Origin of the sequence: Enterococcus sp. DIV0802b, assembly GCF_050543535.1 — a bacterium.
Lineage (GTDB): Bacteria > Bacillota > Bacilli > Lactobacillales > Enterococcaceae > Enterococcus_D > Enterococcus_D entomosocium.
Window position 1 is genome coordinate 1297860 of the sequence record NZ_CP172941.1, and the last position, 14171, is coordinate 1312030.

Sequence of the window (14171 nt, forward strand, 5' to 3'; positions counted from 1 at the left end):
ATGGAACAAGCATATTTAGATCTAGGAAGAAAAATATTAGCAGAAGGCAATGATAAAAGTGATCGTACCGGAACGGGAACACGCAGTGTCTTTGGTCACCAAATGCGTTTTGATCTGTCCCAAGGCTTTCCATTGTTGACAACCAAGAGAGTTCCTTTTGGCTTGATCAAAAGCGAATTATTGTGGTTTCTAAAAGGAGATACCAACATTCGTTATCTCCTAGAACATAATAACCACATTTGGGATGAATGGGCGTTTGAACGCTATATTAAAAGTGATGCTTACACAGGTCCTGACATGACGGACTTTGGCCGTCGTTCCTTAGTGGATGAAGCTTTCAATGAACAGTACCAACATGAGTTGAAACAGTTTTGTGAAAAAATCTTATCTGATGATACATTCGCTGAAACCTTCGGCGATTTGGGTCATGTTTATGGGTACCAATGGCGCCATTGGGAAAAAAGTACGGGTGGGTTTATCGATCAAATCAAAGAAGTGATCGAGATGATCAAAACAACGCCAGACTCTCGTCGTTTGATCGTCTCTGCTTGGAATCCAGAAGATGTACCGACGATGGCGTTGCCCCCTTGTCACACGATGTTTCAATTTTATGTTCATGATGGTCGCTTAAGCTGTCAGTTATATCAACGCAGTGCCGATGTCTTTTTAGGCGTTCCCTTTAATATTGCTAGTTATGCGCTATTAACGCACCTGATTGCTCATGAAACTGGACTAGAAGTCGGAGATTTTATCCATACATTAGGTGATGCTCATCTGTACAGTAATCATATAGAACAGATGAAGGAACAGTTGACTCGTTCAGTACGTCCGGCGCCAAGCTTACAGTTAAATCCTGAAAAACAGTCAATCTTTGATTTTGAAATGGAAGATATTACCCTGGCAGGGTATGATCCGCATCCAACAATCAAAGCACCGATCGCAGTTTAAGTGGTTGTTTGGTTTCATTTCATAAAGAAAGGAATGAGGCGTAATGGAAAATACCCACAAACGAGGCTTTGCGGCGACCTTTCATCAGAGACATGCTGGATCGATTCATGCATTGCTCATTGATCAATGCATTGATTTCTTGCATCAGCACTATGATGGAGTTTGGCTATCCGTATCCGAGGAAACAGTGCCGGAGCTAAAAGAAGCCATTCGATCAAATCAGCAGTGCACTGCCATTTTTATACCAGCAAAAGGGGCGGCGGATGCCCGCAGAAGACTTGTTTTTGCTGCACAGCATAATTTACCAATGCTGGATTCATTGCATATTTGTGATTTTGATCGCGTAGTGACTTGGATCGAGACGTATCCAGAAGAACTTGTGGCAATAAGCAAACAGCCGTTACCAGAGAATACGTATTGTATCCTAGGGCGAACTGCAAGGGCGTTTGCGAGTCATCCGCAAACGTGGCAAAGAACGGAGCGCTTGATCAACGAGATCGCAGCTGACTTTTTTCAAATACAAGAAATTGATGTCGCAGCTGGTAGTGCTCTCTTTCCTATCTCCCTGATACCGACCTTACTGAAAAACAACAACGCGCGTTTAAACGATGGGGAATGGCCGAGAAATGTCCAAAGAAGCGGCGGCACAATTGTTTACCAAGCCTGTGATGGCTTGCGCTTTGATGAGCGCAACAAAGATTCATTTGAGCATGAATCAGCTTTTCAGCTGATGCAGCGGCTGCAGGTTGCTGCTACTATTTCGGAATCATTTTATACAGAAGGGATGTAATTTTTATGTTGATCGCACTTTGGGCACAAGATCAAAAGGGTTTGATCGGAGCGGATGGCACACTGCCGTGGCATTTGCCGAATGATTTGAAATTTTTTAAAGAGCAAACCATCAATAATACGATTATAATGGGGCGCAAAACCTTTGAAGGCATGGGAAAAAGATTACTGCCGCAGCGTACGACGATCGTTTTGACAAGTGATCCACACTATCAAGCCAACGGCGCGTTAGTGATGCATGACCGAGAGGAAATCTTAGCGTATGTGAAGCAACAAGAGCATCCCGTTTTTTTAACTGGTGGAGCGGGTGTTTTTGAAGCGATGATTGACGATTGCGATCAATTGTACCGTACAGTGATCGATGCGGAATTTAACGGAGATGTGTATTTCCCAGAGATTGATTGGACGCAATGGAAACTTGATCATGTGATCGATGGGATCGTCGATGAAAAGAACCGTTACCCCCATCAATTTGAATTTTATCATAGAAAATAAAAGAACAGGAAGCTTTCTGCAGCGAAAGTTTCCTGTTCTTTGTTTGTAAGCAATGCTTCATTTTTAGGTATACAACAAGACGGAGAAGTACATCAGTCCAGCACCTAACATAACGAATAAGTGCCAAACCACATGCATGAATCGAACGGATTTTAAACTATAGAATAGCGCACCTACAGTATAAGAAACACCACCGCTTGCTAGTAAAAATGTTCCCCAGTAGCCTAAATGTTCGATCAGAGGTTTGAAGGCGACGACACATAGCCAGCCCATGATGATGTAGATCAGGGTGGAGATTTTTGAGACAGTCTCTTTTTTATGAAGAGTCAGTGACTTATAAACGATGCCGCTAATTGCTAGTAGCCAAATCAAGACAAAGAGTGACCAGCCAAGCCAGCCTTGGATACTAAGCAAGCAAAAAGGTGTATAGCTTCCGGCGATCAGCAAGAAAATGGAGGCATGATCAAAGACTTGGAAGACCTTTTTTGCTTTGGTAAAAATCAAACTGTGAAATAAGGTAGAAAAGAGGAAGAGCAAAATCATCATCGACCCATAAATGGCATAGGAAACGATGTGGATAGGTGACCCTAGATTTGCCCCCTTGATTAAGAGGATGACCAGTCCTGCGATACTCAGTCCTAATCCGATCCCGTGGGTTACTGCATTTAATACTTCATTGACGATCAAATATCTGCGACTAAACTTCATGTGCTGCATTCGGCACCGTCCTTTCGAATCGAAATTAGATGAAAAAAAATTTTCTCTCTGTTATACTTAGTATAAATGGTCTGTGGTTATTTTACCACGAAAAAAGACTTGATTTAAAGAGAGAGTGAATATATGATGGCAAATCTTAAAATTGTGACAGATTCTTCCAGTACGATGGAACCAAGTGTCCGTGATGCTTTGGCTATCCATGTCGTGCCTTTATCTGTAATGATCGATGGTGTCGTTTATCCAGATGATGAAACGCTGCCGGGAGAAAAATTTATGCAAATGATGGCGCAAGCCAAAGAATTACCTAAAACTAGCCAGCCGCCAATCGGTCATTTTGTAGAACTATATGATGAATTAGGCAAAGATGGCAGTGAAATACTATCGATTCATATGACCAAAGGGCTTAGCGGAACCGTGGAAGCGGCTCGTCAAGCCAGTCATTTATCAAAAGCTAAAGTCACCGTGATCGATAGTGACACGACAGACCAAGCGTTGGCTTTTCAAGTGATTCGGGCAGCAGAATTGGCTAAAGCCGGTAAGACACTAGAAGAAGTTTTACCAGAGGTGGATTTGGTGCGTGAGCATACGAAATTATTTATCGGCGTTTCAACGTTAGAAAACTTAGTAAAAGGCGGTCGTATCAGTCGTGCCAAAGGTCTTTTATCGAGTTTGCTGAACATGAAAGTGATTATGGATTTTGATCATTCAGAACTGATTCCAGTCGTCAAAGGACGTGGTGTCAAGACCTTCAATAAATGGTTTGAAGAGTTAAAAGCTGAACTGAAGAGTATGCCTAAAGTGACGAAAATTGGTATTTCTCATGCTGAAGGGTTAGAAATCACAGAACGTTTCCAAAAGGAATTAGCGGAACTATTCCCCGAGTTGGATATCCCCTTGTTGCACACGACACCGATCATCGCCACTCACACAGGTAAAGGTGCCTTTGCGATTACTTATAGTACGGAATAAAAAAGCATGTTTTCTTTCAGCGATTCGTTTAATGACGAATCGCTTTTTGGCGTATGACAAGCTGTCGGGAAGAAAAAACAAAAAAAGAAGCTGCCTTTGCTTGTCGACTCTTTGGCAGGTAGCTGTTTTCTTTCTTAAGTTTGAAGGATTGCGACTAGGAATTTTATGAGAATTTTGTTAAAATAGCAAAGATTACAAAGGAGTTTGAATACCTGTGAAATGGAAGAAATTAGTAACTTATCTACTCGTTGTGGGATTGATAGCTATTGGAACTGGCTTACTGTTTCATTTTACTGTTCCCAAAGCCCAACCATTGCTGACCCCTGTGGACAAGCTAGCAGCCAATGATTCGAAAAAATCCGCCATTGAATATCTCGCTCTTGGGGATTCCTTGACAGAAGGGGTTGGTGATGAAACAGCTCGTGGTGGCTTTGTGCCAATTTTGGCTGGGGATCTAGAGGATCGCTATGATTTGAGCAATTTGGTAACTAAAAATTATGGGGTCGCTGGTGAAAGAAGCGATCAGATTTTAAAGCGAGTGAAAAACGATGAAGATTTACGCCAAGATCTTAGTCAAGCGGATTTGATTACCTTGACTGTCGGCGGTAACGACGTACTAAAAGTGATTCAGAGCAATTTCTTCGGCTTGAGCATTGAGACGTTTACGGAACCGATGGAAGATTACCAGGAACGTTTAAAAGACTTGTTTGCTCAAATCCGCGATTTGAATAGTGATGCACCAATCTATGTCTTGGGCATCTACAATCCATTTTATCTGAATTTCCCAGAAATCACGGATATGCAGACGATCATTGATAACTGGAATAAACAAACGGAAACGTTCGTCAATCAGCAAGACAATGCCTTTTTTATTCCTATCAACGATTTGCTCTATAAAGGGTTAAGTGATGAGGTCGGTATTGCTGATACAGAAGAAGGAGAATCAGAGAAAACTGCCGAATCATCGGACACAGAACGCTTATCTGATTCATCGACGACAGCTTCGGATGAATCACAAAGCAGTACTTCAACGACAACTGACTCATCGCAAACTGTCGGGAATAATATCACAAACAATGTTTTGTATGAAGGCGATCGCTTCCATCCCAATAATCTTGGGTATCAACTGATGGCGAATGCCGTTCGCGATGAAGTGATCAAAACGCAAAATTATTGGTTGCTAGAGGAGGAAGCAAAATGAAACCAAGCGAATCAACGAAGCAGCCGGAAAAAACAGCTGCAACGAAAAAAAAATCGATCAACTACTGGAAAATTGCTTTTCTAGTGTTGGTCGGTATCCTTTTAGGCACAACGGTTTTCTTTGCTTCAAGAATTTTTCAACAGCGAGAAACCGGCTTAAATGAAAGTGCTGAACTTGTTCAACGGGAGGGCAGTCCTGTTCTGACCGTTAACAGCAACAAGAGCCAGGTCAACCAATTGATTGATTTTTATCTGTCAGATTTTCAAAAAGATCAAGAGGTCAAGTATAATTTTGAGCTAAGAAATGAGGCATTGTTGACGGGAGAGTTTCAAGTATTAGGATTTCCTATCACCTTCTATCTCTATTTTGATCCTTACGTGACCGAAGAAGGTAACGTTCAATTGAAAGCCAAAAGCTTATCAATCGGCACCTTGGATCTGCCCACCAGTGAAGTAATGAAAATGATCAAACGTAGTTTTAAATTTCCTGACTGGATCGATGTCAATGCCGATGAACAAATCATTTTGATACGTTTGGATCAATTCCGTATGCAAAATGGCTTGTTTATCAAAGCCAACAAAATCAATCTTGTGGATGATGAAATTCAAATGAGTTTATATTTACCAGCTGAAACGGAGGATGAATAATGGAACGAGCAATTTTTGCCGGTGGGTGCTTTTGGTGTATGATCCAACCCTTTGATGAATTAGAAGGGGTGCATTCAATTTTTTCCGGCTATACCGCAGGACATACCGAAAATCCAACCTATGAAGAAGTCAAAAGCCATCAAACAGGGCATACTGAAGCAGTGGAAATCATTTTTGATCCTGAAAAAATCAGTTATGAAGACCTTTTGACGATCTATTGGCAGCAAACGGATCCGACAGATGCTTTTGGTCAATTTGAAGATCGCGGCGACAATTATCGTCCGGCTATCTTCTATTTTAATGAAGAGCAGCGGAAAAAAGCCGAAGCCAGCAAAGAGGCGCTTCAGGCTTCCGGTCGATTTACCGATCCGATCGTGGCCACGATCGAACCAGCCCAACCTTTTTATTTAGCGGAAGAAGAGCACCAAGAGTATTACAAAAAGAATCCTGAGAATTTTGCTCGCAATCATGCCCGTAGAGCAGCCTTTTTAGAAAATCATTGGGAGCAAGAACATGCGTAAAAGTTTTTATACCTATTTAATGGCAGTCAAAGGACCGAGTCATACAGATGAGGCCCAGATCTTTGCTACTCATGCAAGTCATGATATCCAGTTTCCGAAGCACAGCGATGACTATGATGAAGTCTCTTCTTATCTGGAACTAAATGTTGATTATTTGCCATCCATGGATATTTTTGATCGTATCTGGGCAGAGTATCTCGAAAATAACAAATAAAAAAACTATCCTTCGTTTTGTATGGTTGCATAAAATCCGCAGAACGGAGCTGTTTTTTCTCAGAGAGGTGTTGTGAATGAAAGGTTTAACGACGAGCCGATATATCGTTTCTCTCGTTTGTGTCGCAATTTTGTCAGGAGGCGGTGTCTATTTATGGCAAACGGCTCAGCAAAATCAGCAGACGACGCAACCGGTGACAGAAACGACCACAGAAGCCAGCGGAATGGAGAAAATCCAGTCGCTATATGACCAAATCCTTGCGAATTATTACCAAGAAGTTGATGAGGATGCCTTGATAGAAGGTGCCCTTCAAGGGATGACTGATGCGCTAGATGATCCTTATACGACGTATTTGAACCAATCAGATGCGGATAACTTAGAACAATCACTTTCTGGAAGTTTTGAAGGGATTGGTGCTACCTTGTCAATCGTTGAAGACTATCCAGAAGTCGCACAAGCGCCGATAAAAAATACGCCTGCTGAAAAAAGTGGTCTGCGGATCAATGACCGAATCGTCAAGGTAGACGGTGAAGATACGCAGGGACAGGAATTATCTGAAGTTGTGGGAAAGATTCGTGGTGAAAAAGGGACGAAAGTCACCTTAACGATTCAACGTGATCAGGACACCTTTGATGTGGAGATCACTCGTGATGTGATCCCAATCGAAACAGTCCATGGAGAAATTGCTGTAAATAATGACACAATCGGTCGTATCGATATTACTTCCTTTGGTGAAAACACAGCAGCTGAGTTGAAAGAAACCATCACCGAACTGCGAGAAGCCGGCGCAAAGTCGTTTGTTTTGGATTTAAGACAAAATCCTGGCGGATTGCTGGACCAAGTACAGATCATGGCAAGTATGTTTTTAGAAAACGGCCAAACGATCGTGAAGTTTGCCAACAATCAAGGGGTGGTCAGTGAGACCAAAGCGAGCGAAGCATTGGATGAAGGATTCAAAGTCACAGAGCCGGTCGTTGTTTTAGTCGACGGCGGCAGTGCCTCTGCATCGGAGATTTTTGCCGCAGCCTTGCAAGAATCAGCGGATATCCCAGTTGTTGGTACAGAAACCTTCGGCAAGGGAACCGTTCAGAACGTGAAAGATCTGGGGGATAATAGTGAATTAAAAATGACGGTCATGAAATGGCTGACACCGGATGAAAATTGGGTCAATGATCAAGGTGTGATGCCGGATTATGAAGAGGACTATCCAGAGTATGCGTATTTCCCGCCATTACCACGGGACAATGCCTTAAAAGCTGGACAATCATCAACGGCAGTCAATAATCTAAATCAATTTCTTAAAGCGTTAGGGTATGCCACTAGTGGTGATACCTTCAATGATGAGACGACAGCAGCAGTGAAGACTTTTCAAGAGGCTCATGATTTAAAAGTGACTGGGGAAGTCGATGCAGACACTGCCCAAGCGATCGAAAAAGAAGTAACGGAGAAACTCAAAGCAGAGGACCCAGCATATATAAAAGCACTGTCCTTGCTTTCTGAAGAATAAACTAAGTGAAAAATTGGAGAGGAGGCAGACGTGTGGAGGCGAAAAAATTCTGGGTTGATCGTTTTTGGCTAGTAGTGAAATATGCGTTAATTGCTTTTGCAACAGCATTCTTGATTCGGGCATTCTTGTTGATCCCAGTTCCTGTTGAAGGAAATTCGATGGAAGGAACCTTAAAACAAGGAGACATGGTGGTCATTGAGAAGATTTCGCCAATCCAACGTTTTGATGTCGTTGTTTTCCAGTTGCCGGATGGTTCGACCTATATCAAGCGGGTGATTGGCTTACCGGGTGAGTCAGTGAAATATGTCAATGATCAGCTTTACATTGATGATGAACCGGTAGATGAAGATTTTCTAGTGAAGAACCGCAGCAATGATCACGAGTCTGTCTCTTACACCAATGACTTTGATTTGGAATCTTTATTAGGTGTTGAGAAATTAGGGAAAGATAGTTACTTTGTCATTGGAGACAATCGACGTGCCTCCAAAGATAGCCGTTCCTTTGGACCAATATCAGGAGAGGCCATTTTAGGCAATGCTCGTTTTGTTTATTATCCATTGACTCATATTCGATTGATTTAGTCTGTGTAAAATCAATAAATAATTAAATAATGAATCCCCCCTTGGAATTATCCGTTGATTCCAAGGGGGGATTTTGTCTAGCTTTTTATTCTTTTTCCAAAGGGAAATGGTTAGCATCGAAAGAAGCGTTTGTTTAGTCACTAATTGCTGTTAATTTTTTTATTTTTTCATTAAAAGCATTCGATAGTTTCTGACATAAATTCGTTTCAAAATCACGATAGCGACAAAAATCAATGATTGCCGAGTTTTCTTCGGTTGTAAAAGGGGGTAAAAGCTGTGGTGAGCTCAAAATATAAAAGTCAAAAGGTTCTTCAGTTGGCAGCGTGATCCGTTCAATTTCAACGTAGGGCAACCGTTCACATATATTAAAAACTTCCATGGAAACCAAGTAGTTAGATACATAGACAAAAGCAACTTTAAGTTTATATTTTTGTTCCTTTTCAATGTAAATGGGATAAAGCAAACAGGCTTGATAAAAAGCAAGATCGGTATAACAGGTTTTTAACCACTCATAACCTTTACGATTTGCTATTTTACGCCAAAAACTTTGAATGGTATTTGTCAAAATCGTATGTAATGGGTATTTATCCTTAATGACATTTGCTTCGAAAAAATTTGAAAGGGGGACTTTTTGCTTAAATATACAGAACTTCAGCAACGTAAGATATGTATTCATATAAAGGAACGACTGATGGTCGAAGTCAAAATCACAGAGAAATTTTTGGCAATGTTCTTCAAACTCAGTCATCAGCTCTTTTAATTCTAGCTTTTCGTGATTGTAACAATCCGCTACAATCGGAAGACGCACATCTTTGGCAGAAGTCAGCATCGGCCAGTAATAAAAAAGAAAGAACAAAGAATTGATCTCAAGAATGTCTATTGCTGAATCAATGATCATAAAGAAAGCAGAGAAGAAATCAAGCTTTTCACCACTGGGGATAAATGATCGGTTCGTTAACTGATAAAGATTTGTCTTGTGACCATCCTTTAAACGAAACAGACAAATCTTGCAATGAAGTAAGGCTTCTTTTTTGCCAATTTCATACTTGCTTTTGTATTTCGTTCCTTCATAGGTAACAAAAAGCTCTTCGATCTCTTGGTCAAAGGCCTTCACCAAACTATCCCCTAAAGAAATGTGCCAGATAAAATTAAACAATAAGATGCGAATCACCATCTCTGAACCGATAAGCGTCATGGCGGATTGATTTAAGGTTACGTTGAATTCCTTTAAATGATCCTGAAGCTTTTTAGTTTGTCGGAAACAAGTCGAACGACTGATATAGTTTCTTTGGCAAAATGCCAGCAAACTTTCATCTTGGTTGGTCAAGATACTTAACAACATTTTATAAGAAATACTTTCTTGGGCTAAAAACTGCTGATATTGATTGTATTCAATCAAATTTTTAGGGAGACTAAGGGTGTTTTTATGTAATGAAAGATTTACTGGGGAGAGGTTTTGCAGGTCCTCTTGGATCGAGGAAAGTAAACTTTTCAATCTCGTTGCACTTAAATGGGTCAGATTTTTCACGAACTCTATGTTGTATTCACCCGGAGCAATTGATAGTAGTTTTCCGTAGAGTCCGATTTTGTCTAATGCTCGGGTATCTAAGAGTATTTTTTCAATCAAATGATCACCTTCTTATTTTATTAATAACTTATTTATATTACTGTGTAAAGACACGTCTCAAAACTTTTGCTTTTTTTTAGAAAAACTGAGACAAATTTTTGCCAGAGCTGTCTCATAAAGAACAAAAATAGAAATCGCATGTGAAAAACGCTAGTTTTTTTTAGTTATTAAATAACGTTGGTTAATTGGTTCCGCTTTGAAATAAAAAACTTTGTTTTATTTATGGATAACTACAGATGCGTAAATTTTTCCTGTTTTTCAGAAAATAAAAAAAAGAGGTGTCTTTCGCTTCTTTCTTGTATCATCAGCTTGTAATTTTTGATTCTTTGAAAGGAGGTCTTTTTATGTTTTTGACAAAGAGACACCACTGGTTCTCTTTCATTTTCTGTATGTTAGGGGGGATATTATTTTTCATTTATTCGAGTTTGCAAACAAATGGGACAGCAAGTGCACAAGAAGAAAATACGATCGCTATTACCAAAACGGAGCAGATCAAGCTGACAGGTCAACGGGAGGGCAATCAATTTACTTTACGATATCAGCTATCACAAAAAAACAAACAGCAACGCATCTGGCTGCAATTATATGCACTTGATGAAACAAAAGAACAACCGCTAACGAAAACGAACAACAAAGAGGTGGTTTTTATTGAGGATGAATCCGCGCAGTCTTGGCTAACAACACAAGACTTCTTGAAAACACCCTGTGAACAAGAAGTAACGTTTCAACTACCTAATGAAACAAAAAAACTGAAGTTGGCGATTCAGATTGAAGAATATGATCACGAAAATCAAGAATCGCACAAATTGGCGTCTTTGGATGAATTGATAGTTGACATTCCGGTTGCGACAGAATCTGCTTCCTCAGATAGGGTGGAAGTCAGCTCAACTGATTCACAAGCTACAGAAACCGGCACGGAGTCAACTTCGGAACAAGTGTCGAATGAAGACTCAAAAGGTGTTTCGAATGAAGAAACGCAGGAAGAGACAAAGGAAACAGGAACAACGACAAGTTCTTCTGAAGACGAAACACTCATTGAACCGTTTAAACAAGAACGTCTTTATCAAAAAACGACCGTTTCACAGGCTTTTGCTTCGATTGAACCAGATTATACGACAGACCAAAGCGGGACGTATCCTTCGGCTAATTGGACAATTGATGAAAAGAGCAATGTCTTAAATCATCAGGGGAACAAAGATGCAGGCGAAACCTGGGATGGCGTAACTACATGGAATGGTGATCCAGAAAATTTGACCAACTCGTATATTGAGTATGGTGGTGTGGGAGATGAAGCGGATTTTGCTTTACGGAAATTTGCAAAAGAGACGAATACTCCAGGACTGTTTGATGTCTACCTAAATGTACGAGGGAATGTTCAACGCCAAATTGATCCGATCGATGTTGTGTTGGTAGTGGATTGGTCAGGGAGTATGAATGAGATGGGACGCATCACTGAGGTAAAAAAAGGTGTGGATCGCTTTTTGAATCAAATTGAAGGAAGCGGCATTCAAGACAGTGTCTACATGGGCTATGTCGGTTATTCCAGTGATGGTAACAATTACCAAAACAAAACCTGCCAGTTAGGAAAATTTTCTGAAGTCAAAGAGACGATCCGAACGATGACGCCAGAAACAGCAGCTGGGGGGACCTTTACCCAAAGAGGGCTGCGCCAAGCTGGGGATATGCTATCAACGCAAAATGGACATAAGAAAGTCATCGTTTTGTTAACAGATGGCGTGCCGACCTACAGTTATCATGTGTCCAAAGTGCATACACAAGCAGATGGTAGTTATTATGGAACCGCCTTTTCTCTTTCTCAAGACCAGCCGATGAATACTTCACATCTCTACAACGGGTATTTTGCATCTGATCAGTACGGTAACTCTAAATGGATCAACAATACGTTTGTCGCCACGATCGGTGAGGCGATGGCGTTAAAAGAGCGCGGGATTGAGATTCACGGATTGGGGATTCAACTGCAAGGGGATCAAGCAGCTGGGTATACAAAGGCCGATGTTGAGAACAAAATGAGACAGATGGTTTCTGCTGATGAAGAGGGGCATCTTTATTATGAGTCAGCCAATGAAGCAGCGGATATTGCCGACTATCTCGAGAAAAAAGCCCTTCATATTTCGGCGACAGTCACTGATGGAGAGATTACTGACCCCATTTCGCAGCCATTTTTATACGAAGAAAATAGCTTGTCCATCAAAAGTGTCGGTTCTGCTGCTCTAACGGTGCAGCCTGAGGTCACGATATCTGACAATACACTCAATGCTTCTGGTCTTTATTTAGGCGAAGGACAGGAACTGCAAATTCATTATCAAGTGCGGATTCAAACGGAAGCAGCGGATTTTAAACCAGATACTTGGTATCAAATGAATGGAGAAACGGTGTTTTATCCGAATCATCAGTCCGATCAAAAGGCATTGTTTGGTGTGCCATCTGCCAAAGCAGCTGGGAAGGAGTTGACGATCAAAAAAGTCTGGGAGGAATACGATGGCGATACGTCAAGTCGCCCAGAATCTGTCTATTTTGAAATAAGCAGAAGCCCAGTTACTAGCAAGGAGAGCTGGCAAACAGGATATCTCAAACTTACTGAGACCGATGCACAAGATCAGACAAGTTGGGAACGAAGCAAGGTTTCCGCGGTTTCTGAAAAGGATGGAACGGATTACGAAGAAACCCGGCTACTGCCGCTTTATAACAATCAAGGAGAAACGTTTAATTATCAAGTCACAAATGAACTGGCAGTATCAGGCTACGAATCGACAAGAGTGGACGTTTCTACATGGAAAAACACAAAGACGTTTGTGCCCCTCGCATTAAATCTGATCAAAAAATCCGCTGTAGGAGAGGTGAAGCTGACAGGTGCTGTTTTTGAATTGACGGGCGCTGGAAAGACAGTAACCCTTGTGGATCAAGGGGATGGAACGTACGGGCTGCCAGCAGATACTACGTTGCAAAAAAGTCAGACGTATCGTTTAAAGGAAGTCACTGCACCGGCGGGACATCATTTGGCTAAGCAAACAGAGTGGCTGATCCATATTGATGAGCAAGGGCATGCGACGATTGATGGACAACCTGTCACACTGGTCGAGCATACGATTACCCTGGAGATTACCAATCCGTTTAAAGAAATTCCAGTCGCTATTCGAAAATATACGTTGCAAAATGAGCAGCAAGTATTGTTAGCAGGCGCTGTCTTTTCTCTTCAACAAAAAACAGCAGGAGGGGATTATCAAGAAATCGCCTCAGAAACGTCGGATGATGTTGGGATGGCTGAATTTACGATCCTTGAGCCTGGCGCTTATCGTATCTCAGAAACAGCCGGTCCGCTCGGATATGATACGGTTGCCGGTGACTATGAATTTGTCGTTGGTACAGACGGAAAAATCCAGTATCAAGGGGAAAATGTCGACGGGGATGCCAACTGTTGGACCCTTACCCATGGCAATCAGTTAAAACCTTTTGATTTGGTGGTCAATAAACAGGATGAACTGGGACAAGCACTTGAGGGGGCAAAATTCCGGCTAAGTGGAAACGGACGGACTGTCGAACTGCCTGAAAACGGAGAAGCACTAGCGGTATTTCACTTCCAAGATCTCACACCCGGCAGCTATACCTTGGAAGAAACTGGTACACCCGCAGGCTATGCAGGTTTAACAGCACCTGTCCAAATCAAGATTGAAGAGGATGGTCAGGTCTTTATCGATGAAGAACGACTACCGAATCTTCTTGTTTCTGGAGAAAAGAACAATCAAATAGAATTGATCGTAACCAATCAAGTGAAAGTGTCTCTTCCTGAAACCGGAGGGAATTGGCATGGATGGATGGTCATTCTTTCAGCAAGTCTGCTAGTCCTTTTAGCTGGTAGCTATTTGCACGTTAAGCGCAAAGATAAGCCTTCATTAAAGTAATTTTTCCATTAGCGAATGAAAAACGAAAAAAATTT

The 14171-nt window shown here is 41.4% G+C and carries 13 protein-coding genes; 11 read left to right on the forward strand and 2 right to left on the reverse strand.

Annotation, left to right across the window (positions count from 1 at the left end; genetic code table 11):
- Genes IGJ12_RS06250 through IGJ12_RS06260 form a run of 3 tightly spaced genes read left to right on the forward strand, consistent with a single transcriptional unit; the run spans position 1 to position 2232 of the window.
- Positions 1-948: a thymidylate synthase gene (locus IGJ12_RS06250; RefSeq protein WP_005236877.1), complete on the forward strand. Its 948-nt coding sequence runs from the start codon at positions 1-3 to the stop codon at positions 946-948.
- A gap of 43 nt (positions 949-991) precedes the next feature.
- Complete coding sequence (locus IGJ12_RS06255) at positions 992-1738, forward strand: hypothetical protein (RefSeq protein ID WP_008379634.1); 747 nt, start codon at positions 992-994, stop codon at positions 1736-1738.
- A gap of 5 nt (positions 1739-1743) precedes the next feature.
- Positions 1744-2232, forward strand: a complete 489-nt coding sequence (locus IGJ12_RS06260; protein ID WP_086299606.1) for a dihydrofolate reductase — start codon at positions 1744-1746, stop codon at positions 2230-2232.
- Between the two features lie 63 nt (positions 2233-2295).
- On the opposite strand, the gene trhA is transcribed toward IGJ12_RS06260, so the two are convergent.
- Positions 2296-2949, reverse strand: a complete 654-nt coding sequence (trhA, locus tag IGJ12_RS06265; RefSeq protein ID WP_005236874.1) for a PAQR family membrane homeostasis protein TrhA — start codon at positions 2947-2949, stop codon at positions 2296-2298.
- A gap of 126 nt (positions 2950-3075) precedes the next feature.
- Between trhA and IGJ12_RS06270 the strand changes: the two genes are divergently transcribed.
- The 7 genes from IGJ12_RS06270 to lepB all read left to right on the forward strand — a co-directional run bounded on the left by IGJ12_RS06270 (position 3076) and on the right by lepB (position 8589).
- A complete protein-coding gene (locus IGJ12_RS06270; RefSeq protein WP_034872242.1) occupies positions 3076-3918 on the forward strand; it encodes a DegV family protein in 843 nt (280 codons plus the stop codon).
- 214 nt (positions 3919-4132) lie between these two features.
- Positions 4133-5119: an SGNH/GDSL hydrolase family protein gene (locus IGJ12_RS06275; RefSeq protein ID WP_086317054.1), complete on the forward strand. Its 987-nt coding sequence runs from the start codon at positions 4133-4135 to the stop codon at positions 5117-5119.
- The gene (locus IGJ12_RS06280) at positions 5116-5766 is read left to right on the forward strand and encodes a YpmS family protein (RefSeq protein ID WP_005236869.1); all 651 of its coding nucleotides are present in this window, start codon (positions 5116-5118) and stop codon (positions 5764-5766) included. Before IGJ12_RS06275 ends, IGJ12_RS06280 begins: the two co-directional genes overlap by 4 nt.
- A complete protein-coding gene (msrA, locus tag IGJ12_RS06285) occupies positions 5766-6287 on the forward strand; it encodes a peptide-methionine (S)-S-oxide reductase MsrA (RefSeq protein ID WP_087664331.1) in 522 nt (173 codons plus the stop codon). Before IGJ12_RS06280 ends, msrA begins: the two co-directional genes overlap by 1 nt.
- The gene (locus IGJ12_RS06290) at positions 6280-6501 is read left to right on the forward strand and encodes a YozE family protein (protein ID WP_005236867.1); all 222 of its coding nucleotides are present in this window, start codon (positions 6280-6282) and stop codon (positions 6499-6501) included. Before msrA ends, IGJ12_RS06290 begins: the two co-directional genes overlap by 8 nt.
- Before the next feature lie 76 nt (positions 6502-6577).
- Positions 6578-8008, forward strand: coding sequence for a S41 family peptidase (locus IGJ12_RS06295; RefSeq protein ID WP_430619482.1), 1431 nt, complete (start codon positions 6578-6580; stop codon positions 8006-8008).
- Between the two features lie 32 nt (positions 8009-8040).
- A complete protein-coding gene (gene lepB / locus IGJ12_RS06300) occupies positions 8041-8589 on the forward strand; it encodes a signal peptidase I (RefSeq protein ID WP_086299602.1) in 549 nt (182 codons plus the stop codon).
- 133 nt (positions 8590-8722) lie between these two features.
- On the opposite strand, the gene IGJ12_RS06305 is transcribed toward lepB, so the two are convergent.
- A complete protein-coding gene (locus IGJ12_RS06305; protein WP_005236849.1) occupies positions 8723-10216 on the reverse strand; it encodes a helix-turn-helix domain-containing protein in 1494 nt (497 codons plus the stop codon).
- A gap of 344 nt (positions 10217-10560) precedes the next feature.
- Here IGJ12_RS06305 and IGJ12_RS06310 point away from each other — a divergent pair, with 344 nt between their 5' ends.
- The gene (locus tag IGJ12_RS06310) at positions 10561-14136 is read left to right on the forward strand and encodes a SpaA isopeptide-forming pilin-related protein (protein WP_430619483.1); all 3576 of its coding nucleotides are present in this window, start codon (positions 10561-10563) and stop codon (positions 14134-14136) included.
- Positions 14137-14171: the final 35 nt, after the last annotated feature.

What these genes read in the sequence shown, in the direction of transcription:
- IGJ12_RS06250 (WP_005236877.1), top strand. Translation starts at nt 1, where the DNA reads ATGGAACAAGCATATTTAGATCTAGGAAGAAAAATATTAGCAGAAGGC.
- IGJ12_RS06255 (WP_008379634.1), top strand. Translation starts at nt 992, where the DNA reads ATGGAAAATACCCACAAACGAGGCTTTGCGGCGACCTTTCATCAGAGA.
- IGJ12_RS06260 (WP_086299606.1), top strand. Translation starts at nt 1,744, where the DNA reads ATGTTGATCGCACTTTGGGCACAAGATCAAAAGGGTTTGATCGGAGCG.
- trhA (WP_005236874.1), bottom strand. Translation starts at nt 2,949, where the DNA reads ATGCAGCACATGAAGTTTAGTCGCAGATATTTGATCGTCAATGAAGTA.
- IGJ12_RS06270 (WP_034872242.1), top strand. Translation starts at nt 3,076, where the DNA reads ATGGCAAATCTTAAAATTGTGACAGATTCTTCCAGTACGATGGAACCA.
- IGJ12_RS06280 (WP_005236869.1), top strand. Translation starts at nt 5,116, where the DNA reads ATGAAACCAAGCGAATCAACGAAGCAGCCGGAAAAAACAGCTGCAACG.
- msrA (WP_087664331.1), top strand. Translation starts at nt 5,766, where the DNA reads ATGGAACGAGCAATTTTTGCCGGTGGGTGCTTTTGGTGTATGATCCAA.
- IGJ12_RS06290 (WP_005236867.1), top strand. Translation starts at nt 6,280, where the DNA reads ATGCGTAAAAGTTTTTATACCTATTTAATGGCAGTCAAAGGACCGAGT.
- IGJ12_RS06295 (WP_430619482.1), top strand. Translation starts at nt 6,578, where the DNA reads ATGAAAGGTTTAACGACGAGCCGATATATCGTTTCTCTCGTTTGTGTC.
- IGJ12_RS06310 (WP_430619483.1), top strand. Translation starts at nt 10,561, where the DNA reads ATGTTTTTGACAAAGAGACACCACTGGTTCTCTTTCATTTTCTGTATG.